This is a genomic window from Geotalea uraniireducens Rf4, assembly GCF_000016745.1.
GTDB lineage: Bacteria > Desulfobacterota > Desulfuromonadia > Geobacterales > Geobacteraceae > Geotalea > Geotalea uraniireducens.
Genome location: NC_009483.1, coordinates 2433948 through 2459774, shown reverse-complemented (window position 1 = coordinate 2459774; position 25827 = coordinate 2433948). Strand labels below are relative to the sequence as shown.

32 protein-coding genes, 1 other RNA gene and 2 pseudogenes are annotated in these 25827 nt (G+C 53.4%); 2 read left to right on the top strand and 33 right to left on the bottom strand.

Annotated features, from left to right (window positions below; genetic code table 11):
- The first annotated feature begins 152 nt into the window (after positions 1-152).
- Positions 153-722 carry a hypothetical protein gene (locus GURA_RS10685; RefSeq protein WP_011938997.1) on the top strand — a complete coding sequence of 190 codons (570 nt, stop codon included), beginning with the start codon at positions 153-155 and terminating at the stop codon, positions 720-722.
- Between the two features lie 3 nt (positions 723-725).
- Entirely contained in the window at positions 726-1244 is a 519-nt protein-coding gene (locus GURA_RS10680) for a glycine zipper family protein (RefSeq protein ID WP_011938996.1), read from the top strand.
- Between the two features lie 38 nt (positions 1245-1282).
- Here the strand turns inward: GURA_RS10680 and GURA_RS10675 are convergent, their stop codons facing one another.
- The 33 genes and pseudogenes from GURA_RS10675 to GURA_RS10535 all read right to left on the bottom strand — a co-directional run bounded on the left by GURA_RS10675 (position 1283) and on the right by GURA_RS10535 (position 25747).
- Positions 1283-1699, bottom strand: coding sequence for a secondary thiamine-phosphate synthase enzyme YjbQ (locus tag GURA_RS10675; protein WP_011938995.1), 417 nt, complete (start codon positions 1697-1699; stop codon positions 1283-1285).
- Positions 1700-1738: 39 nt separating this feature from the next.
- Complete coding sequence (locus GURA_RS10670; RefSeq protein WP_011938994.1) at positions 1739-2269, bottom strand: nitroreductase family protein; 531 nt, start codon at positions 2267-2269, stop codon at positions 1739-1741.
- A 34-nt stretch (positions 2270-2303) separates the two neighbouring features.
- On the bottom strand, positions 2304-2606 hold the full coding sequence (locus GURA_RS10665) for a DUF167 domain-containing protein (RefSeq protein ID WP_456152159.1): 303 nt from the start codon (positions 2604-2606) through the stop codon (positions 2304-2306).
- 140 nt (positions 2607-2746) lie between these two features.
- On the bottom strand, positions 2747-3529 hold the full coding sequence (locus GURA_RS10660; protein WP_011938992.1) for a four helix bundle suffix domain-containing protein: 783 nt from the start codon (positions 3527-3529) through the stop codon (positions 2747-2749).
- 81 nt (positions 3530-3610) lie between these two features.
- On the bottom strand, positions 3611-3850 hold the full coding sequence (locus GURA_RS10655; protein WP_157046178.1) for a hypothetical protein: 240 nt from the start codon (positions 3848-3850) through the stop codon (positions 3611-3613).
- A gap of 102 nt (positions 3851-3952) precedes the next feature.
- The gene (locus tag GURA_RS10650; RefSeq protein WP_041245398.1) at positions 3953-5734 is read right to left on the bottom strand and encodes a type I restriction-modification enzyme R subunit C-terminal domain-containing protein; all 1782 of its coding nucleotides are present in this window, start codon (positions 5732-5734) and stop codon (positions 3953-3955) included.
- A 33-nt stretch (positions 5735-5767) separates the two neighbouring features.
- A pseudogene (locus GURA_RS25510) lies at positions 5768-5908 on the bottom strand (DEAD/DEAH box helicase family protein); the annotation flags it as partial.
- A gap of 280 nt (positions 5909-6188) precedes the next feature.
- Positions 6189-6506 (bottom strand): annotated as a pseudogene (locus GURA_RS25335) (DUF4145 domain-containing protein); the annotation flags it as partial.
- Positions 6507-6543: 37 nt separating this feature from the next.
- Complete coding sequence (locus GURA_RS10640; RefSeq protein WP_011938990.1) at positions 6544-6801, bottom strand: type II toxin-antitoxin system RelE family toxin; 258 nt, start codon at positions 6799-6801, stop codon at positions 6544-6546.
- Complete coding sequence (locus GURA_RS10635) at positions 6798-7049, bottom strand: type II toxin-antitoxin system Phd/YefM family antitoxin (RefSeq protein ID WP_011938989.1); 252 nt, start codon at positions 7047-7049, stop codon at positions 6798-6800. Before GURA_RS10635 ends, GURA_RS10640 begins: the two co-directional genes overlap by 4 nt.
- Before the next feature lie 233 nt (positions 7050-7282).
- Positions 7283-8464, bottom strand: coding sequence for a restriction endonuclease subunit S (locus GURA_RS10630; protein WP_011938988.1), 1182 nt, complete (start codon positions 8462-8464; stop codon positions 7283-7285).
- Positions 8461-8859, bottom strand: coding sequence for a GIY-YIG nuclease family protein (locus tag GURA_RS10625; RefSeq protein ID WP_083764856.1), 399 nt, complete (start codon positions 8857-8859; stop codon positions 8461-8463). The genes GURA_RS10630 and GURA_RS10625 overlap by 4 nt, the downstream gene beginning before the upstream one ends.
- Positions 8860-8963: 104 nt before the next feature.
- Complete coding sequence (locus tag GURA_RS10620) at positions 8964-10484, bottom strand: type I restriction-modification system subunit M (RefSeq protein WP_011938986.1); 1521 nt, start codon at positions 10482-10484, stop codon at positions 8964-8966.
- Positions 10485-10613: 129 nt separating this feature from the next.
- Positions 10614-10796 carry a hypothetical protein gene (locus GURA_RS10615; protein WP_011938980.1) on the bottom strand — a complete coding sequence of 61 codons (183 nt, stop codon included), beginning with the start codon at positions 10794-10796 and terminating at the stop codon, positions 10614-10616.
- 472 nt (positions 10797-11268) lie between these two features.
- Positions 11269-12498 (bottom strand): type II toxin-antitoxin system HipA family toxin, encoded by a 1230-nt coding sequence (locus tag GURA_RS10610; RefSeq protein WP_049818913.1) that lies wholly within the window; start codon positions 12496-12498, stop codon positions 11269-11271.
- Positions 12499-12509: 11 nt separating this feature from the next.
- Positions 12510-12857, bottom strand: coding sequence for a helix-turn-helix domain-containing protein (locus GURA_RS10605; protein ID WP_011938984.1), 348 nt, complete (start codon positions 12855-12857; stop codon positions 12510-12512).
- 186 nt (positions 12858-13043) lie between these two features.
- The gene (locus GURA_RS24265) at positions 13044-13190 is read right to left on the bottom strand and encodes a YheU family protein (protein WP_232279021.1); all 147 of its coding nucleotides are present in this window, start codon (positions 13188-13190) and stop codon (positions 13044-13046) included.
- A gap of 35 nt (positions 13191-13225) precedes the next feature.
- Entirely contained in the window at positions 13226-14002 is a 777-nt protein-coding gene (locus tag GURA_RS10600) for a phage Gp37/Gp68 family protein (protein ID WP_011938982.1), read from the bottom strand.
- A complete protein-coding gene (gene tcmP, locus GURA_RS10595) occupies positions 13999-15171 on the bottom strand; it encodes a three-Cys-motif partner protein TcmP (RefSeq protein ID WP_011938981.1) in 1173 nt (390 codons plus the stop codon). Before tcmP ends, GURA_RS10600 begins: the two co-directional genes overlap by 4 nt.
- A 172-nt stretch (positions 15172-15343) precedes the next feature.
- The gene (locus tag GURA_RS10590) at positions 15344-15526 is read right to left on the bottom strand and encodes a hypothetical protein (protein WP_011938980.1); all 183 of its coding nucleotides are present in this window, start codon (positions 15524-15526) and stop codon (positions 15344-15346) included.
- 265 nt (positions 15527-15791) lie between these two features.
- On the bottom strand, positions 15792-16055 hold the full coding sequence (locus tag GURA_RS10585; protein ID WP_011938979.1) for a YheU family protein: 264 nt from the start codon (positions 16053-16055) through the stop codon (positions 15792-15794).
- A 63-nt stretch (positions 16056-16118) separates the two neighbouring features.
- On the bottom strand, positions 16119-16454 hold the full coding sequence (locus GURA_RS10580; protein ID WP_011938978.1) for a nucleotidyltransferase family protein: 336 nt from the start codon (positions 16452-16454) through the stop codon (positions 16119-16121).
- Complete coding sequence (locus GURA_RS10575; RefSeq protein ID WP_011938977.1) at positions 16441-16884, bottom strand: nucleotidyltransferase substrate binding protein; 444 nt, start codon at positions 16882-16884, stop codon at positions 16441-16443. Before GURA_RS10575 ends, GURA_RS10580 begins: the two co-directional genes overlap by 14 nt.
- 55 nt (positions 16885-16939) lie before the next feature.
- Complete coding sequence (locus tag GURA_RS24260; RefSeq protein WP_157046177.1) at positions 16940-17083, bottom strand: hypothetical protein; 144 nt, start codon at positions 17081-17083, stop codon at positions 16940-16942.
- A gap of 509 nt (positions 17084-17592) precedes the next feature.
- Positions 17593-17859, bottom strand: coding sequence for a GSU3473 family protein (locus GURA_RS10570; RefSeq protein WP_041245396.1), 267 nt, complete (start codon positions 17857-17859; stop codon positions 17593-17595).
- Positions 17860-18646: 787 nt separating this feature from the next.
- Positions 18647-19000: a transfer-messenger RNA gene (gene ssrA / locus GURA_RS23425) on the bottom strand.
- 96 nt (positions 19001-19096) lie between these two features.
- Positions 19097-19552 carry an SsrA-binding protein SmpB gene (smpB, locus tag GURA_RS10565; protein ID WP_011938975.1) on the bottom strand — a complete coding sequence of 152 codons (456 nt, stop codon included), beginning with the start codon at positions 19550-19552 and terminating at the stop codon, positions 19097-19099.
- Positions 19553-19605: 53 nt separating this feature from the next.
- The gene (locus tag GURA_RS10560; protein ID WP_011938974.1) at positions 19606-20115 is read right to left on the bottom strand and encodes a ComEA family DNA-binding protein; all 510 of its coding nucleotides are present in this window, start codon (positions 20113-20115) and stop codon (positions 19606-19608) included.
- Between the two features lie 24 nt (positions 20116-20139).
- Positions 20140-21387, bottom strand: a complete 1248-nt coding sequence (locus tag GURA_RS10555) for an amidohydrolase family protein (protein WP_011938973.1) — start codon at positions 21385-21387, stop codon at positions 20140-20142.
- 54 nt (positions 21388-21441) lie between these two features.
- Positions 21442-21840 carry an aspartate 1-decarboxylase gene (gene panD, locus GURA_RS10550; protein ID WP_011938972.1) on the bottom strand — a complete coding sequence of 133 codons (399 nt, stop codon included), beginning with the start codon at positions 21838-21840 and terminating at the stop codon, positions 21442-21444.
- Positions 21841-21844: 4 nt separating this feature from the next.
- Positions 21845-22693 carry a pantoate--beta-alanine ligase gene (gene panC, locus GURA_RS10545; RefSeq protein ID WP_011938971.1) on the bottom strand — a complete coding sequence of 283 codons (849 nt, stop codon included), beginning with the start codon at positions 22691-22693 and terminating at the stop codon, positions 21845-21847.
- Entirely contained in the window at positions 22693-23496 is an 804-nt protein-coding gene (gene panB / locus GURA_RS10540) for a 3-methyl-2-oxobutanoate hydroxymethyltransferase (protein WP_011938970.1), read from the bottom strand. Before panB ends, panC begins: the two co-directional genes overlap by 1 nt.
- A 259-nt stretch (positions 23497-23755) precedes the next feature.
- The gene (locus tag GURA_RS10535) at positions 23756-25747 is read right to left on the bottom strand and encodes a methyl-accepting chemotaxis protein (RefSeq protein WP_011938969.1); all 1992 of its coding nucleotides are present in this window, start codon (positions 25745-25747) and stop codon (positions 23756-23758) included.
- Positions 25748-25827: the final 80 nt, after the last annotated feature.

Sequence of the window (25827 nt, the reverse complement as noted above, 5' to 3'; positions counted from 1 at the left end):
GCTTCCGATGTACCCGCAAGCGGGGAAATCGGCGGGGGGGGTCTGGTCCCATACGGAGAAAGGAGCCACTCCGTTGTCGCCGTTGTGCAAGCAGAACATGCTGATTTATGGTATAATTTTTCATAAAATACTTCACGCAAAAGGGGGCTGATATGAAAAGAATCATTTGTATTGCCCTTGCGACCATAGCGCTGATCCTGGCAAATTCCCTCCCCACGCACACTGCCCCTCCCGTGCGTGACGGCGGAGTGAGTGGAGGCGGAGTGAGTGGCGGTGAAGTGCGTAGTGGTGGTGTTCGTGGCGGTGGAGTTCGTGGCGGTGGAGTTCGTAGCGGTGGAGTTCGTGGCGGCGGCACCTGGTCTGGCGGAGGAGGCTGGCACGGCAGAGGTTGGCATGACGGAGGCGGGCACGGCGGACGCGTCGGGGTCGGTGTCTGGGTCGGGCCAGGATGGTGGGGTTACCCGTACTATCCATACTATCCGTATTACACCTACCCGTATTACCCGTATTACCCGTATTACCCGTATTACCCGTATTACCCGTATTACGGAGCACCGCCTGCAGCCGCCCCGCCGCAGTCTTACGAATATATCCAACCGGAGGAACCGAGTTACTGGTATTTCTGCCAGGACCCGAAGGGTTACTATCCGTATGTAAAACAGTGTCCGAAAGGGTGGCTGAAGGTTATTCCTGCGCCGCCGCCCAGGGACGAGGAGGATTGAACCATGATACGCATGCCAGGAATCCTGTGTTTTCTTGTGTTGCTGCCGCTGGCCGGATGCGCGACGATCCCGACGGGGCCAAGCGTGCTGGTGCTCCCGGCGCCCGACAAACCCTTCGAGGTGTTTCAGGTCGATGACATAATCTGCAGACAGTGGGCTGGCCAGCAGATTGGGATCTCTCCCCAGGAGGCAATGAGTGAGAGCACCGTCTCAGGGGCTGCCGTCGGCACGATCGTCGGCGCGGGTATCGGCGCGGCCCTCGGCGCCGCAGCAGGGGATGCGGGGACCGGCGCAGCCATCGGCGCCGGCAGCGGCCTTCTCGTCGGAACGGCCTCCGGCGCCAGCGCCGGTCAGTATTATGGATATGAGGCACAACGGCGGTACGACAACGCATATCTGCAGTGCATGTACGCCAAGGGAAACCAGATACCCGGAATGCGGACACGGCGTGTGCGGCGAACCGCGCCTCCACCACCGCCGCCAGACTACAAATCAGCACCCCAGACCGCTCCCCGGGACTGACCGACTCCGCCACCTCCAGGAAAGGGTTGCGATCAGAGTCAGGAGCCGATGATCTTGACCAGCACCCGCTTTCGCCGCATTCCGTCGAACTCGCCGTAGAAAACCTGTTCCCACGGCCCGAGATCCAGTTTCCCGTCGGTCACCGCCACCACAACCTCCCGTCCCATGATGGTCCGCTTGAGGTGTGCGTCGGCGTTGTCCTCGTAGCCGTTATGGCGGTAGCGTGAGTAGGGTTTCTCCGGGGCCAGCCCCTCCAGCCACACCTCGAAGTCCTGGTGCAGGCCGGCCTCGTCGTCGTTGATGAATACGCTGGCGGTAATGTGCATGGCATTGCAGAGGAGAAGCCCCTCGTGGATGCCGCTCTCTTGCAGGCACTCCGCAACAGTGGGGGTGATGTTGATCAACTTCCGACGTTTCCTGGTTTCGAACCATAATTCCTTACGGTATGTCTTCATGGGTCAACTCTCCCGCAGCATTTCTTATGACATCGTCTTTCACGCGTAGCGATTGCGTTTCACATTTTCGTATTGCAGGTCCTTGGCCGGTACGGCCCTTTTTTTCTCTCCTGGGTGACCGATGCCGATGATCGATTCCACCTTGATATGTTCCGGCAGGCCGAGGAGTTCCCGGATATACTCCTCCGCGGATCTGCCGGCGTCGTGCCTGCGGTTCCGTATCTGCACCCAGCAACTCCCCAGCCCCATTGATAGCGCCGCCATCTGCACGATTATCGAGGCTATGGAGCAGTCTTCGACCCATACGTCCGACTTGGTGCTGTCGGCGCATACGACGATAGCGAGGGGGGCGTTTTTCAGGAACTCGGAGCCATGCTCTTTAGATCGGGAGAGCTTTGAAAGAAGCTCACTGTCATCGACCACGACGAATTCCCATGGGTTGATGCTCCTGGAGGACGGTGCACGGAGGAGCGCCTCGATGAGCAGCTCAACGGTTTCCGGTGCAACCTTTTCCGGGGTAAATTTGCGGATGCTGCGGCGTTTCCTCAGCAGTTCGATCATGTCGCTCATATCTTCTCCTTCACGCTGTTGATGTCTGTCCAGCCTAGCACAACTCCTGCTGCCCGATGACCGACGGCAGGCGCTTTGGTGCCTTGATCCGCAGCTGTTTATTGACATTCATGCGCCCGAATACAACCTGGATATCGCTGACCGATACGCCAAATTCATCGGCCAGAAATCGCACCATATGATCGGTTGCCCGCCCGGCGCGGGGGACCGCCGTTACACTGACACAGAGCTGATGCCCCTTCACCTTGCCGATGGCGTCCCGTTTGGCATTGGGCGTACCGAGAATATTAAGCACCAGGGTATCGCCTTCCCAGATACAAAAGGGTTTCTTCATCATTCCTCCGGAAATCCTGTCCAATCTGCTCTTTTCTGCCTGTATCAGGCCCTATTTCCCCCATTGAATTGCCCCCTGCCCTTACGGCTATGACGGCCAGGAGAAGGAAATGGAGCTTCATGACGCGGTCTTCTTCTGGTTCTTTACGGTTGCACCGGCAGGGTAGTTTTGCATTCGGGATACCCCGAACACCCCCAGAACTGCGAGCCAGCGTTGGAGCCCTTCCGGGCCGTGCGCAATACCATTGGCTTGCCACAAGCTGGACAAAGCTTTTTCTCGGACCGATCGGTCCGATCCGACGGATCAGTCTGATTCTGCTTATGCCGCTCCGCCAGCCGGGCAGCGTGCAGCCGCTCGCTGTAGCCGCCTTCCTGGATGAATTGCTTTTCCAGCCCGACGATCTGCCGGTCGAGCAGATAATTCGCCTGGTGGATCAGGCAGATCAGCGTGTTGGCGACCACCGCCGGATCGGCGTTTTCAAGCCAAGCGGCATAAGCCGTACTATCCGACTGATCAGTCCGATCCGACCGATCAGTCCGATCCGACCGATCAGTCGGATCAGTTTTCCTCTTTACCCCCGCTGCCCGCACCGCTCGGGCCTCTGCGTCGTCCTTTTCCCATTGACGCAGACCCCGCTGGCGAAGAAAATCTTCGTAATCCAGCAGCAGTTCGTCCAGGCTGGCGCGTGCGACGTTCACCAGCCGCAACTCCGTCTGGCTCGAAGTTGCCGATGCCCTGCTCCCTTCGGCGATGTTCTGCCGCCCGCTGCGTGCGGCCTGCACCATCTGGTCATGCGTCCGCGACCGCTTGCTTACGAAACGGTCGCAAAAGGAGACCGTGCCGTCGTAAATGATCTCGGTCACCTGAAATGACCGCAGGCGGCGGTAGCCGCCGTGAGGGCGAAGTGCTGAAGAATGAGTGCTCATGGCTCTCCTGCTTTCCCGGTAGTGCGACAAACCGATCTGTCCGATCCGGCTTGATCGGTCCTTTGACTATTACCTCTCTCGTCACACCCACCAGTACCAGCGGCGGATGAATTTGAGGAAACCCTCCCAGAAGCAGTCCCCGAATACCCCACCGAGCAAGGCGAGAGCCAGCGACGGAAAGGCGGTGCAACCCCACACGGACAGCCCGGCGTGCCAGTGACGGAACCAGTAGAAAAAACCGATTCCACCGCCAATCAGGGCGCCGCACACGAAGTGTATCCAGAACCGCTGCCAGTCGTACGGCTGGTCATGCCGATTCATCGCTTTCCCCCACATCATCCGCAATCAGTTTCAACTGTTCCTGTGTGCTATCCAGCATGAACTGAGCGGAATTTTTCATTTGTCCATCGCGTAGGGATTTGATTACACAGCCGCCTTCAGGGTGATCTCTTCCAGCAAATGTATAATCTTCGTCGCCCCCTCATCGCCAAACACCCCGTCCAACCCTTCGTCGTGAATATCGGTAAATGGTGGCTCGTAGAGCAGTCCGGGGTCCATGGTGCCGTTCTGGGTCAGATAAGCTATGATCTGATCGATGAACCTGATCTGGGTAGCCGAGTAGGTCGTGCCGTGCAGGAATTCGCCGAAGGCCTCGGTGGCCGCTTCCCGGTCCAGGCCGACCAGGCTGCGGATAAACGCCCCTAGGCTCTGCTGGTGGCCGAAGACCTTCTCGAAACGCTCCCGGCTCCCCACCTCTTCCGCTGTAAACAATAGCCGCTCCAGCTCTTCCAGGTCCTGCCGGGTAATATGCCGGTTCATCCGCAGCTTGTTGATGGTGATGTGCCCGGCATGGTCGCGGATGAAGCGTTCCACCTTCAGCCGATACTGGCGCATATCCTCCGCACTGGAATAACCCGGCACAAATATGGGAGTATGGTCGCCGATACTATCCTCGAAGTCGGTATAGACGATCCGCGCCTCGCCTTTGTCCAGGAACTTGATCAGCTGCCGCAAGCGGACGCGCACCTCTTCAAGCATGGGCAGAGTAATACCGGCCCAGTACCCTTCCGTTTGCAGCTCCAGGATCAGCTCCATCTGTTGTGCCACCATGGGGATCGTCCCTTTCCCTTCCAGCCGGGCGGCGATCTCCATCACCTTGTCCCGGTAACGGGCAAAGGAGCCGGATTTCTCCAACAGTGCCAGTTGCAGGTTCAGCAACAGCAGGTCGAAGCGTTTGGCGGTCTCGTCTTCCTGCGGGAGCTCCGCCGGCAGTCCCGCCAGATGGAGCCTCACTTCCAGTTCGTCTTCCGCGCTCAAACTGTTCCACTTGTCCCTGGCACTGTATTTCTCCAGATGTCGGCGATGGGGACGGACGATGAAGTTGTCCGGGTTCATCACGGATACCTCGCCATGCAGGGTATCCTCCAGACTCCCCCGCAGGCGCCGCTCTTCGTCGCTGGCCGGGTAGTCCGGCTGTTGCAGGCGGACAAGCAGGTTCAGACGCTGCTTGAAGATCTTCTTGCCCAGCGACTCCTGGCTGCCGCTCTCCACCCCTTCCGGTTTTTCGGCAAAGAACTCGAAATTCTGGCAGTAGTCGAAGACGTAAAACTCCTTCTTGTCCTCTCCCGGCCCGAACAGCTCCTTGCAGAGCCTGGTGCCGCGCCCCATCATCTGGTGGAACTTGGTTTTGGAGCGGACAAGCTTAAAGAAGACCAAGTTGACGATTTCCGGCACGTCGATGCCGGTGTCCAGCATGTCCACCGAAATGGCGATGGTCGGGTCGTTCTCCTTTACCGAGAAGTCGTCGATCAGGCTCTGGGCATAGGATTCATAGTTGTCGATGATTCGGCAGAACTTTCCTTTCAGGTGGGGGTAGTTGGCGTCGAAGCGCTCCTGGATAAAGAGGGCGTGGTTGTGGTTCTTGGCAAAGATGATCGTTTTCCCCAATCGGTCGCCACCAGCCACCTTGAGACCGTGCCGCATCAGGTGCTCCAGCACTTTATCCACGGTGTCGATGTTAAACAGCCAGTTGTTCAAGGCCGGCGGGTCGATCTTCTCCGGCATGCCGCCGGCTTCCTCGTCCCAGAATTTCTCCTCGTACTCCAACTGTTCCTCTTCGGAGAGCTCGTTGTAGCTGATCCCCTCCCGCTGGAACTTGAGCGGCACCGAGTGGGCCTTTGGCGGCACCAGGAAGCCGTCCGTCACCGCCTGCCCCAGCTCGTAGTAGTAGGTGGGAACCCCCTTCTCCAGCTCGAACAGCCGGTAGGTATCCCGGTCCGCCTCGGCCCGCGGCGTGGCGGTAAGCCCCAGCAGCAGGGAGTCGAAATACTCTAAGATGGCGCAGAACTTCTGGTAGACAGAGCGGTGGGCCTCGTCGATGACGATCAGGTCGAAATGGCCGGGGCTGAATCCTGGCTTTGAGGGCCTCTATTTCATCTATCGTCCTGGCCAGCTCCGCATCCTTAGCGGCCAGTCTGGCGTCTCTTTCCGACAGGTCGGCCTGCATCCTGGCCAGCTGCTCGGCGTTGCGGTCGGCAACGGCACTGTCCTTCTGCGGGATTTTGGAGATGTCGAAGAGCGGTTTGCCAATGGCCGCCGCATTTGGGGAATAGCTGCGGGCCAGCCAGTAGAGGACGTGGAAGAGTTCTTTGAGAGTGTGGAGGGAATCACTGTTGCTGATCGGTTTGTCGCTGTGGACGGCCAGGTTGCCGATTTTCTGGATGGTGAGGATCTTGGGGAAGAGGCAGGGTTCCAGGTTCTCCCGGAAGGTCGGTTCGTGGATCAGTGCGGCCAGGTTGTCGGCGTAGGGTTGCCTGAGGTAGGAGTCATTGGTATAGAGCCACTTCACCGCCCTCTCCAGCGAGCGCCGGGCATAGAAACAACTGGTCCGAGGGGCGCTGTTGACGTTCTGCTCGGCTTCGCGGGCTATCTCACACAGCTCGGGCCAGTCGGTGTTGAGGAAGGTGAAATTGGACACTACCCCTCCGGGATATCATTGAAAAAGGCAATTGATGCTAACGATAAACTTCCCGCCGGTGGCCTATCTTGACAACCAGGACAGTCAAAATTTCCTGCTCAATGCGGTAGATAATGCGATAATCGCTCACTCTCACACGGTACAGGCCGTCACTGTTCTTGAGCTTCTTTACTCCCGGCGGCAGCGGATCGTCTGCCAGTCCGAGGATGCAAGCATCCAGCCGTTTCAAAACTGGTTTGGGAACAGCCAATAAATCCCGTTCCGCCGTCTTGGTCAACTCAATCCGATAGGTCATTTAAGCCCCAGCTCACGACGCAAATCCTCATACGAAACCCGCTCATCGGATTCTGCCAGGGCCGCCTTGGCCGCTTCAACGTCCATTCGGTCTTCCATCTCTTCGAGAAGCTCCAGGTCTTCAACCGGTACAATCGCGACCAGTTTTTTACCTCGCCGCGTCAGGACAAAGCGTTCCTTGCCGAACGATGCCCGGTTGATGACATCGGCGAAATCATTGCGGGCTTCTGCTGTTGATATTTTGGTCATGATGACAACCTCCATTTGTACAAATTGTACGTTATGGACATGAAAAGGTCAAATTGTTTCTGTCTGTCCAAAATTTAACATCGGCTGAGCGGCCCTTCGACTCCGCTCAGGGACCGGGCAACATTTGGAAGCTGAGCCACAGAGTGAAGAGAGCGGAATTGTGTTGAGTGTTGTCGAAGCGCGGTGGCTGAGCGGAGTCGAAGCGCGGTGGCTGAGCGGAGTCGAAGCTCGGTTTACAACGCCCCATTGAAGGCGCGTTGCAGGAGAGAGTGAAAGAGGGTGTCTTGTTCTGCCAAGGTTGACCGAGTCGTGTGTCTTAATTTTTCAATAGCTGCAATAGAACATGCGAATTTTTCCTGGAGCTTTAGAGGGGGTATAGGAATTGGCATATCCTTGATAATACCCATGTTCAGGCCGTCCATTATTGCACCTTTAGCTGTTTTCTCCAGGTAACGTCGGGCAATGCAATGTTGTAGAAAATATGCATGAACAAAAACCGGCAGGCATTTTGTTTGGTCAAGCGTGATGCAACAAAGATGTTTTGTATTGATTGCAACTGGTATATCGTCCGGTACAACTGCACACCGACCGCATGTTCCCATAATAGTGATAATGACGTCGCCTGGTCTTACGGTATATCGTGATAATTCGCGATATTTTGCCTCAGATATATAGCGGCGTTCGTTCCAACGGAATTCATTAGCTACAGCATTATCAATCCCCAGAACTGCAACGCCTTCATCGACGAACTCGCTGTGTAGGAGTTGACTGCCAAATGGCCCGGTCCGAATTGCGCTAACTCCTGGCAGCGCAACTCCGGCTATGGTCATCATCGGCCAGTTATTACTTTCCGGATCACCAAACATATCCAGAAACACCGAGCGCAGCAGTTCCTCAGTCAACCGTACCGCCTCCTGCCGCTTTCGCCGGATAGAATCAGCCTTGTCGAGGATGGCAGCGATGCGCTTTTGTTCGGGGAGTGGGGGGAGAGGGACGGAAAGATCTTTAAGAACATCAAGCGTAATGCCCTTGACGGTAGCTCCTTTTCCCATTGAATCGAGATGTGAAGCATTCGCGAGAAGGAAATACAGCAAATAACGAGGTTCAAGATCAGCGCCACATGAAAACGCTTTCAAATCCTGATTGATGGTTACATCCATCGTGTTGATTGCAACCTTACCAAGACCCATGCGTGTTGCAACGATCACACTGCCCGCAGGAATCAGGTTCGATGCACTATCTCTAAGTCCTTCGGGAGTAATTGTTTCTTGCGTGCCGGAAAGCATGGTGTCTTTAAGGTCTTTTACCGTAGCCCATGGAATGCTGCCACCCCAGTAAGCATCATTATTCCGACTCGGCGTACCACCACCGGATATTGTTACAAGTCCACCTAGTGGAACATAAGAGTACTTCATTCCACCATCCCCTTTTTGTTCCCTTCGACTCCGCTCAGGGAACAGGCAAGGTTATCTTTTAATTGAGCGGTGTCGGTGTCCGCTGGCTGAGCGGAGCCGAAGCCAGCACAATGGCTTTCATTCCGACAAACCGCCAACCGATGAAGCTGATTTGTATCACTTGCCATCAAAGCCTCTTTCTTTTTTCGGCTCCATCCCTGAACCTGTTTTTCACGATAGAACGCGTCATCGATGCGGTCGCATTCCTCACAGTAAACAAGTTTTACGGGAAGCCTCCTGGCTGTATGATTCGCGCCCAGTCCGTTCTGATGCTCCCAAAGACGGCGATCCAGATCCTTGGTGCTTCCCGTGTAGTAGCTGCCGTCCGCGCATTCGAGGATGTACATGTAGGGCATGCTGGATATTCCCCTAAACCTGGCTTCGACTCCGCTCAGCCACCGAAAACCACCGCACCGGCAAACGGAGACGCCCGGTGGCTGAGCGGAGCCGAAGCCAGACCTTAATCGTTCCCTGAGCGGAGTCGAAGGGCCAACTCCGCCAACTCCCCGGCAATCTCCCGCTCCAGCGCCTCCAACCGGGCAATGATAACCTGCGGCGGCTCGTAGGCCACCTCCTCATGCTCCACTTTCTTGTAACGGTTGATGGAGAGGTCGTACTTGTTGTCGCGAATCTCCTGCACCGAGACGAGGAAGGATTTGGCGGTACGTCCCGCTTCGACTCCGCTCAGCGTACCACCTTCGACCTGCCCGGCAGTTGAGAGAAGCCCGGTGGCTGAGCGGAGCCGAAGCCACGACTCTACTACATCGGGAATATCGTTCTGCTCCACCGGATTGCGCTTGTCATCCAGCGAGAAGCCATCGGCCTGCATGTCGTAAAACCAGACATGATCCGTGCCGCCGGAGTTGGTCTTGGTGAAGATCAGTATTCCGGTGGAGACCCCCGCATAGGGGCGGAACACACCGGAGGGCATGGAGATCATCGCCTCCAGCTTGTGGCCGTCCACCAGTATCTTGCGCAGGTCCAGGTGCGCCTTACTGGAGCCGAACAGCACCCCGTCCGGAACAATCACCGCACAGCGCCCGCCCGGCTTCAACAGCCGCAGCATCAGAGCGATGAACAGCAGCTCGGTCTTCTTGGTCTTGACCGTACGCAGCAGGTCCTTGGCGACGGTATCCTCATCCAGCGACCCCTTGAAGGGAGGATTGGCTAAAATCAGGGTATATGCATCTGCTATGTCGGCAGCACTGGAAAGCGAATCCCGCGCCTCGATGGCCGGGTTCTCCACACCGTGCAGCATCATGTTCATGCTGGCGATGCGGAGCATGGTGGAGTCGAAGTCGAAGCCGTTGAAGAGCTTTTCGTTGAAGTGCTTCTTCAGCTTTTCATTATGGAACAAATCGCCGTGATGCTCGCGCAGGTATTCTCCGGCCGCCACCAGGAAGCCCGCCGTGCCGCAGGCCGGGTCGCAGATGATATCGTCGGGCCGGGGCTGCATCAGCTCCACCATCATCTTGATGATATGGCGAGGGGTGCGGAACTGGCCGTTTCTGCCGGCAGTAGTCAGCTTGGAGAGCATGTACTCGTACAGGTCCCCCTTGGTGTCCCGGTCTTCCATCGGCACCTGGCTGATCTGCTCCACCACCCGCTCCAGGAGGCTCGGGGTGGGGATCATGAAGATAGCGTCCTTCATGTGCCGGGCGTAGGCGCTCTCCTCGTTGCCGTGCAGATTCTTGATGAAGGGGAAGACCTCCTGGCTCACCACGCGGAACATCTCCCCCGCCTCGAACTCCCGGAAGCGCGACCAGCGCAGATGATCCTGCTTCGGCCCGAAGATCGGCTCCTCGATCGGCTTGCCCAGCCGGTTGGCCTTCTTCTCCTTTGCCGTGTGGAGGTCATCCAGCCGCTTGATAAACAGCAGGTACGACATCTGCTCGATCACCCGCAGGGAATCGGAAATCCCACCCGTCCAGAACGCATCCCATATCTTGTCAATCTTTGCCTTGTTTTCACCAGTCAACACGCAGATGCTCTCCTGAACAATATAGTCATCCTAAATTTTACAAAAATCTGAGAAGAATAAGCAGGGGCAAGGAAGGCCAGTTCTTGAAAAATCAATTTTAAATTCCTTCAGCCCTCAACACCTCTCCCTTCACGGCTTAATATACGCATTCAACCCTATCGTCACCGGTTTGCCATCAACCTCGGCCGTAGTAACGGCATTCCCCCTGGTGCTGGCAACCACGAGGGTTTTCCCGGATGCAGAGGGTGTCGGCTTTTCCAGGTCAATTTCGATGCAAAGCTTATTGCCTTTGATTTCAACTGTCATTGCCATGGGGAGTTCTCCTTCAATTTATCCTGAAAAAAACAGTTACCACAGAGCTCACCGCCCCGCCAAACCTCAATAGGCACGGCAGCCCCGCACGCCGGACACACGAAATGGCGAGCAATTTATACACATTTATATCTAGTTTCAAGTATAAATAGGTATAATTGAAGTTGGTCAGCTTGAGAGTGAGCTCTCCTTCAATTTATCCGATATGTCCGCTGTTACAGTAAAAAAAGCCGCCGGTCAGAAATCATTGACCAAGGCGGCTTTTATCCCTCAGCACGACCGCTTTTCCGCTTTTTTTTCACCCATCCCCAAAACTCCCATATCACATAAAAACAGCCTTCTATTTACACCCTGGAAACGCCTGGTGTCAACCTTTCGCTACTTGTAATCGGTGGCTGGACAGTGATGATCAACGAAGTGGAATCGGCGAGTTATGCCATCGAATGATGTCGGAGCGAACGACCGGTCGCCACTACGACGTCGCCACGGCAAACGAAGCCCGGACAGCATCCCTGTCCGCCTCGGAAACCCCGCAGGTGATGAAGAGTTGCTCCCACTTCGCCACACAGGCCCGCATGTCGTCGATGACCTGTTCCGCTTCACTCCGTGTCAGCCCGAAGCGGGCATGCATACTCACGGCATTGGCCAGGGTCGCTTCCCTGCCCCTTTCGCCCAGGGACATGGAAAGGGAAAATTCAGTGGTTACGCCGGGCCGGGCCAATGACGGCACAATATCATAGGCCGGGGAAAGGGCCGTTGCCCGTTCGCCCCACAGGAAGCCGTGGTTGCGGGGATGGTCGTCCGTATTCCGGCACAGCACGTTAAACAGCATCCGGCGAAAGAGTTCCCCGGTTTGTGCCCGCTGGGCCAGAATGGTTGCGCGCATCCTGTCCGCCAGGGCCGGATAGCTCCACTCTGTGCGGTCCCGTTCGTCCCATTCCATGAGTGACAGGGCGCTCAGGAAACCGAACCGTTGATACCCGCCGCCAGACTTGTGCCGGTCGAAGCGTTTCACCAGCAGCACATCCCTGCCGCCGATAGCCACGACACGCATTGTCGGCACGTTGATCCCGCACCTCCCCGCCAGGGTCATGGTGGCGTACTCGACCTTGGGGAAGTTGATCGTATCGTCCTTGGCCGGGAATTTGGCTATCCAGAGGGCATCATCCAACTCTACGGTACACTTGGGCCGGGCGCCGCCGACGCTCGAACCCTGCTCCAGAAGCCGCAGCAGATCCTGTCTGACCTGTTTTCCGGCTGCCAGATCCGAAGCGGCATCCAGAAGTTCTGCCAGCGATTGAAAACCGGGCGGTCCGACCACGGGTTCACCCTGCTCCAGCGAAGCCCGGAAATCGAGGCAACCGATCCTCGATGCATTGGCGCGCAGGAGATAATCCGTTTCATCCAGGGCTTCGGGCGGCATGCGTGCTTCAGCGGCAACAACCAGCCGCCCCCAGTAATCGGGAGACGAGTCACGGAAGGCGCCGTACAGACCGCCATTGGTGGTGACATCCCTGGGCATGCCACCCAAAGGCAGCGCCACAGGGTCCACCGGCAGGGCGTTAGGGCGCTCCAGGTAACGGCGGCCATAGGCAAAACGGCCGATGCCGTCATCGGGGTAATGGGTGAACAGCCCAGCCGGAACCGCCGTGGTCTCGCCGGGAAGGTAAATGAAGACATATACTTTGTGTTCTCGGGCCAAGACAGGCATCCTTAGAAATCAAGATCGTCAGCAGAAGTCTTCTTTTTCCCGACCCGCCGGGGCAGGCGCTGTTTTTCGTAAAACATCCCCACCGAATCGCTCTCCGGGGTTGCAACCTTCTTCAGATCGTCCGTCATGTTCAGCACATGCAGGGCCGCGGCCAACACGGACAACCCCACTGCCGGATCGCCGTTCTCCAGTCGGGAGAGGGTCTTGCGAGTTACCAGCATGCTCCCGGCCATCTCGTCCAGGCTCCAGCCCCGGCGTTTGCGGGCGATCCGGATGTTTCTTCCCAACACCTCGACCGCCTGCTGCGCTGGGGTCGGCAACCCTTCTTTACTCAAACTGTTTCGGGTCATAAAATACCCCTTGCAATGTTTTACGGGTATTATATGGCTCAATTACAGTAAAATCAAGCTGTAATTGTTAACAACCATCGAATGGTCCAGATGGAGTTGACGTGATCGGTCAACCTTTCGCTATTTGTAATTGGTGGCTGGATAGTGATGATCAACGAAGTGGATGGTCAAATCGGTGAGGTATGGTCATCGGCATTGGACAATATTCCAGGTTTCCGTTCTGAAGTCATACATTACTTTTGCTTTACGTTCGCGCAGCTGGTGCAGAACCTGTTCGATCCTCGTTTCCAGCGGAAAACATAAGCGGAAAACATAAGTACCGGAGCTACACATTTTACAAAATCTCAAATAGGCATCTACCACCCACTTCACGAGCCTGCAATTTCAAACTGTTGAACATTGGGGGGTGTCGATGCTAACGGCACCGCGTCCCACGTCCTACCCTGCAACAACCGCCCATTTTCCTTCTTCGCCCGCTTCTTACCATCAACGCCCCATCCTCCCCACTGTTTGAAGAAGAAGGCGGAACATTGCTCGTCGCATTGGCGTTTGATGTTCAGCACCCACTCCTGCTGCATCGGGCGTGCCTTCGGCCCCGATTCTCCGCCGACGATGACCCAGTGAATCCCGGTCAAATCAAGCTTCCCCAAATCCTCCAGCAGCGGTTCCACGGAGACAAATCGAATGTGTGCCGGCACTTGGCGAAGCCAGTCCAGACGGGGAACTCCGAATTTCCGATCCTCCACCGTCACCCCCAGCCAAGCATTTCTTGGTGGTTCATAACTCCGGAAAAATTCAGCCATCCGCTCAGCTCGCTTGGTCAGCACCTGAAAGGTATGCTGCGGCGCTCGGCGGATCACGTCAAACACTTGTCGTATGTAGTCGTCTGGGATCTCTTCATGAAAAAGATCGCTCATGGAGTTGACGAAGTAGATGGTTGATTTGGTCCGCTTCAGCGGCTCTTCCAGCCGATTGGGTAACAGGGTCAGGGCAAAGCCGTTTTCGTAGCCCTTCACCCTCATAGCCTGCAGGCGCTTGGCCATCGCCTCAGCATAGCAGTTGGCACAGCCGGGAGACACCTTGCTGCATCCCACAGCGGGGTTCCAGGTCTGCTCGGTCCATTCTATTGATGTTTGTGTGCTCATCGTATCACCTTTGCCAGTCGCTCGCCACAATTGCGGTTCGCGTCGAAATGAACGAACTTCTTCCGACGCTTGGATTTTTCTGCATCATCGAGGTTCTTTGCTTTACCTTCCCTCTGAAGTTCATGGAAGGCTTCTTGAAAATTGCTTTCGAACCAGCCTGTTTCTTCGAGCATGTCGGCGAGTTTGTCTATGCCGAATAATTGTGGTTGAGAAGTAAGCTGTCTGAGCCAGTATTCCTTGACCACGGAGATAGGGACGTTTCCTTGCTCTATCTTGACATTTTCGAGGGCACCAAAAAGTTCACATTGTCCTGTCGTCTCAATCTTTTTATCATGCTTCGCCTGTATGCGGACAGCTTTCTGAACGAAGTCCAGGGGCTCCGATGCTTCCATGAACTTGACAATACCGAGAGGATGACGGGTCAGGTAGACGAGATGGTAGAGAGTTCGATTCTTGCCAGGACGCTGGATCGGTACTGTAACGGAGCGTGGTTTACCACCCCGCAACGGTTGGACTCTTTTCAGATTCGCCCGGTAGAGATTAACCAAGTAGGATTCCTTCTGGTCGGGTGTCATATCATCTGTCTGGGGAACCTGGCCGAAAATTGCGATCATGTCCTTCTCATGCTTGCGTATGTCATGCGCTCGGAGAATAAATTCAAACATGAAGTTTATGAGGAATTCGGAGTTAGGCCGCTGAAGAAACGGTTCCAGCGTGGGAACCTCGACGATGCCCTTCCAGCCGAGTGGATCGACAAAGAAAAAGGTAAATCCTGCTGGGCCACACCAATCGAGGATTTTGTGGCGAACATTGTAGAACTCACCATGGAATGATTCGGTCTCGACAGGAGTGTCGAGGGAGTCAAGATATCCTCTGAGCCGGTGGTATGCAGTCACATCCTTCTCTATGAACAGGGCACGGAAACGGACATTGTGGCCCATATCCCGAAGGCTCTCAAGACAGTTTTTCATGGTAGAAAGTGAGCGACCTATTGACGTGTCGCTCATATCGTCCGATGCCACCTGCCATGGGCCAGCAAAGCAATCGACATAGGAGATCGTTGGCTGGTGCTGTCCAACAATCATGAACAGCTTGTAGAGATAGGTCTCCAGAAGTTGATGCTTTATGAGTGCCTGTTCGCGGCCTCTGTAATGTGCAGGAATCTCCATTCTATCTCCTTATCACACTTGTGTGACAGAATAAGTCATGAAGCCGATTGACATTCTATTTGATCAACATTCAAGAGACAATGTAATTCTCCCAAGAACATGGGGGTCACAAAAGCATGAGAATCATAAAAAATCACTTTTACAATTCTCTCAGTCCCCAATACCGCTCCCCTCACGGCTTGATATACGCATTCAACCCTATCGTCACCGGCTTACCGTCAACCTCAGCCGTGGTAACGGCATTCCCCCGGGTGCTGGCAACCACGAGGGTTTTCCCGGATGCAGAGGGTGTCGGCTTTTCCAGGTCAATTTCGATGCAAAGCTTATTGCCTTTGATTTCAACTGTCATTGCCATCTATATTTCTCCTTCAATTTATCCAATATGTCCGCTGTTATACGAAAAAAAGCCGCCGGTCAGAAATCATTGACCAAGGCGGTTTTTATCCCTCAGCACGACCGCTTTTCCGCTTTTTTTTCACCCATCCCCAAAACTCCCATATCGCATAAAAACAGCCTTCTATTTACACCCTGGAAACGCCTGGTGTCAACCTTTCGCTACTTGTAATTAGTGGCTGGACAGTGATGATCAACGAAGTGGAGGGTCAAATCGGCGAGGTATGTCATCGGCACTGGACAATATTCCAGGTTTCCGTTCTGAAGTCGTACATTACTTTGGCTTTATGCTCGCGCAACTGGCCCAGGACCTGTTCGATCCTCGCTTCCAGGGTGCATTCTTCATCCGCCCATTCCCTGGTGACAAACTCCGACAGCATGTTGCGCAGCGTATCCGGGTTTATCCTGTCCAGGGGGATTTCTATCCCTTCCTCTTCCGGTGGCTTCCCCTGTTCGTCGGCTGTATCTATCCTGATGATCTCTTCCATCATTTACCGCAAAAGCTCCGTTTTCAGATTTTCGTCAATGAGGCTCTCACCGGCACTTTCCACCATTTACTCTTCCCCGCCCCTACGCACCACCACATACGCCCGTTCAATCTCCCGGCGGAACGATTCAGGTATTCGCGCCCAATCTACCACATCTACTCGAATGGGGAGGTTGCTCTCCACGAGGGCTTCCTTGAGGTCAGGGAGGTCGGGCAGAACTTCATCGAACGCGGCAGGATTGCGCACAACCAGATCGAGGTCGCTGGCCTCATGGCAATCGCCGTTCACGCGGCTGCCATAGGCCCACACCTCCGCTTGGGGAAGGTGGCGGCTTAGCACGGTACGCACCAACTCCAGGTAGCGAGGGAGAAGATGGAGGGCAGCTGCATCAAGCCTGGGCATTGTCGTCTTTCTCGCCGAACCGTTCGCGGAGCATGGCTTCCAGCCGGGTGACGTCAGCAATGAACCCGGGAAGCAGGACCAAAGTCTCTTTGGCGAAGCCTTCGCCGTAATCGTGCGCCGTGCTGTTGCGGTTGTCGCGGTAGGCAAACCAGCGCTCCACCTCTTCCAGCGTCATTAGGCCATGGGTGGCGGCAAGACGCAAGATCTCCTTAATCGGCGTAGCATCGAGCTTCTTTGCCCCGTGCCCGAAGTCCCTGAGGGCCTTTTTCAGCAGTTTGAAGGCGGTTTCCTGCGTCAACTCGTATCCCTTCACGATGGCGTTGCGAAAGACTTCCTGGTCGATGCTCTCCGACTCAGCCTGTTCATACAGGGTCAGCGACGATTGCATTGTCCGGATGCAACGCCTAAGGTGATCGGTGTTAAGGATCATAGTACCTCCACCAGGTTAAGCCTAACCCGGTATATTCCGGTTAAATCATTATAAATCAATCTACGGTTTGGGAAACAGTCAGCACAAACTCAAAAGCCGCATTCAGCACCATGCTGACAATGGCGGCTTTCGTTACTTCATTATCCCCCGGCGTTCGCACTCCATCACCTTTCGCCCATAACACCGCAAAATTACGCAAGTTTATTACACCCTTTACCGGCTAAAGTCAACGAGAAAGGCGGTTAGCGCCACGACACAACGGCGCCATGATCGGTTCACGAACACCCCTTTCCGATAATTAGAACTCATTACTTTTTGTAGTAGTTACTTGTAGTTATGCACTTTTTACATTTGTTTTTTGTATCGCCAGGGATTACATGGTTCAAAATATACTGTATACACATGCACATTTATATTGACAAGTAATTACAGGTAGTTACATATCCTGCCTATCTGTTATGCATAACGCAAAAGTGCTTGACGATACGTTATTTTTTTATCCTTATCCACAGCTACAGGTGAGTTATCCACAATAATTGTGGATGATATGGTTTCCATGATAATCAATACCCGTTGCTGTAGATGCCCCATGCATTACAATGCGGCAACTACCGTAAAATATTTGGATTTATGTTGCTGATTATTGGAAAACTTATATTACTCGGGGTTATAGATGATGGGTGCGTATGGGATGGTCAGGCAGCTTATCTAAACATAAATATTTATCAGAGCACCACTGCGCCTTCTTTCTACTCTTGGAGCCCTTACCTCATCACGTCCAATTCTTACCCACCCGCTTGAACGCTGAAAACCCACTATTATATCTCTCGATATCATGGTCTCAAGAATCGTATCATCGACCATGCCAAAGGATTCGTCATCATACTGGACACGGATCAGCATTGGAATCACCTTTATTTCAATTATCTCAGCGTTGTCCGGTTTGGTTTGTGCATCAAGGTTGTTAAGCCCCATTAGGGGCGTTCGAATGTAGCCGGGGGATTCATCCCCCGGATGAGATGCTATATTTCCCCACGTCACGTACGTGACGTGATGATATTTCGCCTGGATGACCGGGGAATGAATTCCCCGGCTACCAGTATTCTGTCCCTACGGGACGTAAGCAAAAACCAAACCGGACAACGCTGCAATTATCTACACTATTATTTTATCAAGAAATCATTTTGTGGCAAGGTAGGCATGATCTGGCAGGTAATCATGTATTGAATAATGCCGCAAGGTAACTGTTCTACTGCTCTTGAAAATGAAAAGCCCACCATATGTTAGGTGGGCTTCTTTTATTCTTAACTTCCTGGATACCTTTTCAAGGTCTGTTCCGGTTAATGTTGCCGCCGGGTCGTTACAGCTTTCACTTATTTAACCTGCCTGGTGGAGTATCGTCTATAGTATTACCCTCCTTGTGCAGTATTTGCTTCCTTCCAGCTGATTTAAATTTAGCACTTAAAAATTAAAAAAACAGGCTATTAAATATATTTTTATCGGCGTATACTTTTAAAATTGCAATGAGAAAAAGCCATCCCATTTATCATATCCGCTATCCTGCCATCAGCAAATCTGCCTCACTAAAACGCCTTACTTCAGAACGTATACCACAATACCAAAGCTGGGAAAGAATACCTTACCGCCTCCTGCAAGGTCAGCCGCTAATAATTTTCGATAAAAAATGCCCCTTAGGATAAATCCTAAGGGGCATTTTTCCGAATCTGAAACCGAACCTGACGATGGTTCGAATTCATTCAAATGGTGGAGGTGGCGGGAATCGAACCCGCGTCCGAAGATCGTACACGAAAGGCGTCTACATGCTTATACCAGTTTTTATTTTAGCCATCCAAAGCTCCACTGGCCGGGATATCTGGATTTCGATCCTGCTAAAGTTTCGCCTCGGGACCACAGGCCCTCCCCTCGGCTATCCCACTAAAATGACGATCTATCCTAACCCATGGGAGAGGCGCGGTAGATCGTTAGCAGGTTATTAAGCTGCTAAAGCGTAATTATAATTATCGGCGTTTAAAAACGTCCCGGATTGTTTAACGAGCCACCCGGACCTCGGCATGCAACCTTTGCTTATTACCCCCGTCGAAACCTTTACACCCCCGTTTAAATCAGTTTATGGTTTATGGTCGATAGAAAAATCGTTGTGAATCAATTGTTGTGAATGAATTTACCATTAACCGACGACTATCGACCGCCTCTATCTGTTTCTTTCCTTCAAAGCTACCGCAACATCCCTGCGCATATCCTTCTTTTTCATGTCTTCGCGCTTGTCGTAAAGTTTTTTACCTTTGGCCAGCCCCACTTCGACCTTGACCAAGCCGTCCTTGAAATAGAGCCGGAGCGGCACAACGGTGTATCCCTGTTCCCGGATCATGCTGAAGAGCTTGCCGATCTCCTTCTTGTGGAGGAGGAGTTTTCGCATCCGATCAGGATCGTGGTTTTCACGGTTGCCGAAATCGTAGGGGGAAATGTGGAGATTATGCAGAAAAGCCTCGCCGTTTTTCACCAGGGCAAACGAATCATTCAGGTTTGCCTTGCCTATTCGCAGCGACTTTACCTCGGTGCCCTTGAGCACCATGCCCGCTTCGAACTTCTCCTCGATGAAGTAATCGTGATAGGCTTTTTTATTGTTGCAGATCAACTTTTCCGACATATCTACATGTTAGCAAATTCAGCATGAATAGTGCAAGGGAATAAGGACATAATTTATCTTCTTTGCTTGACAACGGTTAGCCACTCCGAAAGCTCGTGCATGCGCTTTTCGTCGATGCCCGGTACCTGCTTCAGCTCTTCGACGGATGTGAACGCCTTGGCCTTGCGATAACCGATGATGGATCGCGCCTCACCGACGGTCATTCCGGGGAGGCCGAGCAGAAGGGATTTAGTGATGGTGTTCAGGTCGATATGGACCTGAAGCTTGCTTTCCCCCTGCATTGCAACATAGCCTTTAATGCCGTTATAAATACGCGGTGAAATCCCTTTCACCCCTTGCAAATCTTTTATGTCGGAGAATTTTCCCCGGTGCTCCCGTTCCTTGACGATGCGGAACCCGATCACCTCGCCGACCCCCGGAAGGCGGCTAAAATCGGCGGCTGAAGCGCTGTTGATGTTGAGCTTCCCCTGGTACTGGCGCATGACCTTCGCCCATGCGGCGCCGGTTGTAGAAAAAATTATCAGCCAGATCAGGACAAGTCTCAAGATACGGGCATGTCGCATAATTAAAATTCCTTTTGATCCGGATTATACCGTAATCGGCACACCGGCGACAAATACTTCAGCCAATCGCCCCTCTTCTATCAGTGCACGATGCATATCCTTACCAGACGCACCTTTAGGATTGCCGATCACCAGAAAGTCGGCTCTTTTCCCCTTCTCCAGCGACCCGGTTTCCTTATCCAGTCCCAGCACCTCGGCCCCGCCCAAAGAAGCCATGCGCAAAAGCTCTTCAGGGGTGAATGCGTCCGGGGTATCGGCTAAAACAAAGCGCATTTCATCCCACAGGGAAAGGGAATCGTTACTGGCCAGGGAATCAGTACCAAGCGCCAGTGGAATTCCTGCCGTTTTCAATAAGTGAGCAGGCGCTCTGCCAACAGCGAGCTTGTCGTTGCTTCGGGGGCAGATGACGGCACGAACGCCGCGCTTTTTGAGAATTTCCGCATCGGCAGGGGTGATGTGCACGCAATGGACGGCTATGGTGGATGAATCCAGGACGCCAAGGCTATCAAGATAGGCTGCGGAAGTCGTGCGCATCGGCGCTGGCAGATAATCCTCCCAGTGGACGAAGGGATAGAGCAACTCGGCAATTCTTCCCGTAGAATCGTGCATGAAAGCGGCTTCTTCAGGAGATTCCGACAGGTGTGTCATCAGGGGAACCGACAGAGACTCCGCGAGTCGTTTCAGATCCTGAAAAAAAGCCGGAGAAAGGGTATGGGGGGCATGGGGTGACAGACCCGGCAGGATATCGCGTGCACTGAAGGTGCGGAGCGTTTCTTCGAGCTTGCCTGCAAGGGCTTTGCACGAAGCGGGTTCCTGGCCCAACGCTTCGAAAAATAGCCTGCCGGTGAAGGTTGAGCCGTTATAGGCTGGGAGTAGTCTCCGGTCGCTGATGACATCACCGATGGCAGTTGTTCCTGCTTCAAGGGATATGCGAATCCCCTCCAGCAAGGACGCCTCCAGCTCCTGAATTTCAAGCCCGCGCTTGATCTTGATGACCTGAATCACCCAGTCGACGTAGGTTCTGGGTGCATAATCGAGGTCTTTACGCATCTTCCAGGCGGGGAAATGGGTTAATTCCAGGTGTGCGTGGGCATTAACCAGGCCGGGAATCATGATGCTGTCGGGGTAATCCAGGACCGGCGCATTCCAGGCGGCACGCAGATTATCAAGCGTCCCGACATCCATGATCCGACCGTCATGCACAGCAACAGCTCCACCCGCAATAGGTGGTGACGATATGGGAAGCACGTATGAAGCGGCAAATATCTGCATGAATACCCCGGTTAAGCTTTCACCTTCAGCCTCGTGCCACTCGCCTGCTTTTTGCTACCAGGCAACCTTCTTCAAAGTCCCCTGCCCTGCTACTTCCTTGCGTGCAGGGAGCATCCGGTTCTGATCATCGACAAAGACCAGTTTTGGTTCGTGCTTGAGGGCTTCTTCATTATTCATATTAACAAAACTTGCTATGATTACCAGATCCTTCGGCGCAACCATACGTGCCGCGGCCCCGTTGATACAGATAACGCCGGAACCGCGCTCCCCCTCAATGGCATAGGTCTCGAAACGGCTGCCATTATCCACATCCCAGATGCAAACCGCTTCGTAAGGGATGATGTCGGCGGCTTCCATTAGGTCCTTGTCAATGGTGATGCTCCCTTCGTAATGAAGGTCGGCGCCCGTTACCGTCGCCCTGTGGATCTTGCTTTTGAGCATTTTTCTGTCCATCTGATTAATCCTCCCCTAATACACAGTTATCGATAAGCCTGGTTTTTCCGATTTTTACAGCCAATGCTACCAATGTCCGGTCATCCGCCTGTTCGACCTCGGTGAGCGTTGCCTCGTGATAAAATTCCACATAATCGATCACAGCAAATGCTTCCGCGTTGATTATATCAAGAGCCAGTTTCCTGAGAGCTTCGACCGATCTTTCTCCTGAGCGAAATGCGCCCCTGACCGACTGCAGTGCAAGGGAGAGACAGAGCGCGCTCTGACGTTCGGCTTGGGACAGGTATGCATTGCGGGAGCTCATGGCCAGCCCGTCTGACTCGCGGACAATCGGCATGCCGACGATCTGCACGGTCATGTTCAGGTCTGCCGCCATGCGCCGGATTACCGTCAACTGCTGGAAATCCTTCTTGCCGAACAGGGCCAGATGAGGCATGACGATATTGAACAGCTTGGCCACCACCGTCGTCACGCCGCGGAAATGGCCGGGACGGCTCGCACCGCAGAGAGGGCGAGTCAACTTTTCCACATTCACGTACGTTTGATATCCGGTCGGATACATATCCGAAGCCTTGGGCGCGAAGATATAATCCACCCCGGCAGCCTTTGCTATCAGCTTGTCCTTTTCCAGGTCTCGCGGGTACGTGTTGAAATCCTCTCCAGCTCCGAACTGGGTGGGATTGACAAAGATGCTCGCAACCAGAATGTCCGCACGCTTTCGCCCTTCATCCATGAGCGAAGCGTGGCCTGCATGGAGATACCCCATGGTCGGGACCAGGGCAACGGTTTTACCGGCCTGCCTGGCATTGATAGCCGTGGACTGCATTTCTTCTATGGATTCAATAAGCTTCATCAGTGAAAAGAATGTCCTTCCGTAGGGAATGCGCCGCCTTTTACCTCTGCGATGTATGAGTTTATCGCCTCCGCCATGATCGGCTTGAGATCAACGTACTGCTTGACGAATTTCGGTGAATATTTTTCGCACAACCCGAGGATATCGTGTATTACCAGTACCTGGCCGTCGCAGGATGGACCGGCGCCGATGCCGATGGTTGGAATGGTCAATTCCCGCGTGATACGCTCGGCCAGCCGCATCGGAATCCCTTCGAGAACTACGGCAAAGGCACCGGCAGCCTCAACGGCACGGGCATCGGCAAGCAGTTTCTCAGCCTGCTCATCCTTTCGCCCCTGCACCCGATAGCCGCCCATACGGTGAAGAGATTGGGGTGTGAGGCCAATGTGCCCCATGACTGGGACGTCCATAGCGACGATTGCCTCTATGGTCGCAACGACATTGAGGCCACCTTCCAATTTGACGGCCGCGGCGCCAGCCTCTTTTATAAGGCGGCCGGCGTTAAGTCTGGCCGTTGCGAGATCGATCTGATAGGAAAGAAACGGCATGTCCGATACAACCAACGCCTTGGGATTCGCCCTCATAACCGCTTTGGTATGATAGATCATTTCTTCCATGGTTACAGGGAGGGTGTTGTCATAACCGGCGCAGACAACGCCCGCTGAATCACCGACCAGTATCATGTCGATGCCGCAGCCGTCCATGATCCCGGCAGTCGCATAATCATAACAGGTAAGTACTGTTATCTTCTCTCCGTCAGACTTCATTTTCAGAATATCAAGAATGGTTTTTGTTTTCTTCAACGTCTTTCTCCGACAAAAAAAGCGCCCTCGAAACGGAGGGCGCTTATAAACGTCAAAAGAGAGTCATATCTCTTTTTAGCTATTGCCTCCCGTCCCGGTTCACATGGAATCCTGGCGGTATTTAATTGTGTTTACTCGTGAAACGCATTGGATCCGCACATGTTACGGTCCGCGTTTTTGGAACAATGTTCGATTTGTAGCACACGAAATGTGTAAATGTCCACTAGTTTCTCGTCCGAGGTTTCCGGATGGACACTATTTAGCCGGCGTTTGCCTTCATGACCTCCAGTTCCTGAACAACCGCACCGCTATCCTCCTGGCGCTTTTCCAAATCGTCGAAAATACCGACCACCATACAACTGACCGCTTCCACGGACTTTCTTATTTCAGTGCCATCTTCCACCTGTCTCCCTGTGGAATTGACCATCTCCTGAGTCATCGTCTTTATCGAATCGATGGCATAGGCGATATTTCTGGTGGCGTTCGACTGCTCCTTCGAGGCGTTGAATATCTGTGAGGTCATCGTGCTCACATCTTCGATGGACTGGGTCACCAACTGGACGCTTGTAGTTTGCTCTTCAGTGGCATTCTTGATCTGTTCGGTCATTTCCATGGCATGCTGCGAACTCTCGACAATCATGCCTAATGCCGCGCCCGTCTCATGACCAAGCTTGACGCCTTTCTGCACCAGTTCTTTCGTGATGGCTATATTGTCTGCAGCAAGCCTCGATTCGTTCATTATCTCTTCGATAATCGATGTAATCTCTCCGGTGGATAGACCGGTCTGAAGGGAAAGGTTGCGAATTTCATCAGCGACTACGCCGAAACTCTTTCCGAATTCACCGGCCTGTGCGGCAATGATAGAGGCGTTCAAGGCCAGCAGATTGGTGCGCTTGGTAATGTCGTTGATGACATTGACGATGCTGTCGATACGGGTGCTGTTTTCGCTTAGACGCTTGATTCCCTCATAGGAAAGTTCTACCGCCTTCTGGATTTCCGCCAGAGAGGCAATCGTCTCCGTTACCACTGTCCTGATCTTATCGCAGTGCGATTTAACCTGGCTGGATACGTTATGTGAAACGACGGTGTTGTTTTCCACATGCTTTAAAGACCTGGTAATCTCTTCCATGGCGGATACCGACTTGTCCACTGTTTCCGAAAGAAAGTCAAGATTCCTGGTAACCTGTTCGGTTGCAACCGAGATTTCGCTGACAGACGCGCTCGTATCATCCACGGAGGCCATGACGCTTTCGGAGGCTGAGGCGATATGTGCAGTGCTATCGGCCAGTGAGCCTACAGATGATTTAAGATTGAATACATTACGGGAATATATCTCCCTGTTCTGCAGGAGCTCGGAAAAGGTTTTTCCCAGTTCCAAGGTCAAGGTATCGATTGCCTGCAGGAGATTGATCCTTGTTATTGCAGAAGCGGCCTGATCGGCAAAAAGCTTTATGGTATCGGAGTCGGTGTCGTTTAACGCCCTCTGGCTCAGTTTGTTGTCTATGCCGAAAACCCCCACCGATTCACCCTTGACCACTATCGGGCAAAGAACAAAACTGCGGGAGCGAAGGGGATGGATCGTATCATAGGGAGGTTTCAGATGAAATTCCGATGGGTATTTGTTGATGTTATCAATAAGATATAATTTTTTTTCAGTAAAACATTTATATATGATGCCGCTCCGGCTATCAAGAGGTAGGGCAATGTTGGATCTGTCAAAGTTGTCGGATCCTGTCGCTGCAACAAAACACAATTCCTTCCTCTCGTCATCCGCCATCAGGAGGTTTACCCTCTCATAGCCAAGGATGTCATGAAGTCCCTCGGCACAGAGGGAAAGTACTTCCTGAATATTAATGGATTTTTGAATCCGGCTGCTGATCTGATGAAAGTTTTTGATGTTGTTGTCGAGAACTTTATAACGGTTTTCGAATATTTCCTTTTGTGATGCAACCTCCCGGTGCAGGATATCCAGTTCAACAGCCCTCTTGTGCAGTTCGTCACTGGCCTTTCCTATAAAATGGCCCAGAAAGGTAAGCATCAACCCCGTCCCAATCCCCATATAGGTATAGAGTGAGATGTTATACGGGGTTTTTATCACATCTGGCAACACCTGTGACCAGGCAGGGAGCGCATTATCACGAAAAAAAATAAGACGCACAACTGTCCAGCCTACCGGTGCGCCGATCCCTAGGATCAAGCCCAAAACAGCATAGAGCTGACTTCTTTTTATAGAGCCTAGTTGTTTACCCATGTACTATCAACCTCCGGTACCGAATTGACCGTACAGGCCGGTCGTTTCATATAATAACCGCACCCAGTCTAAGGCAGGCA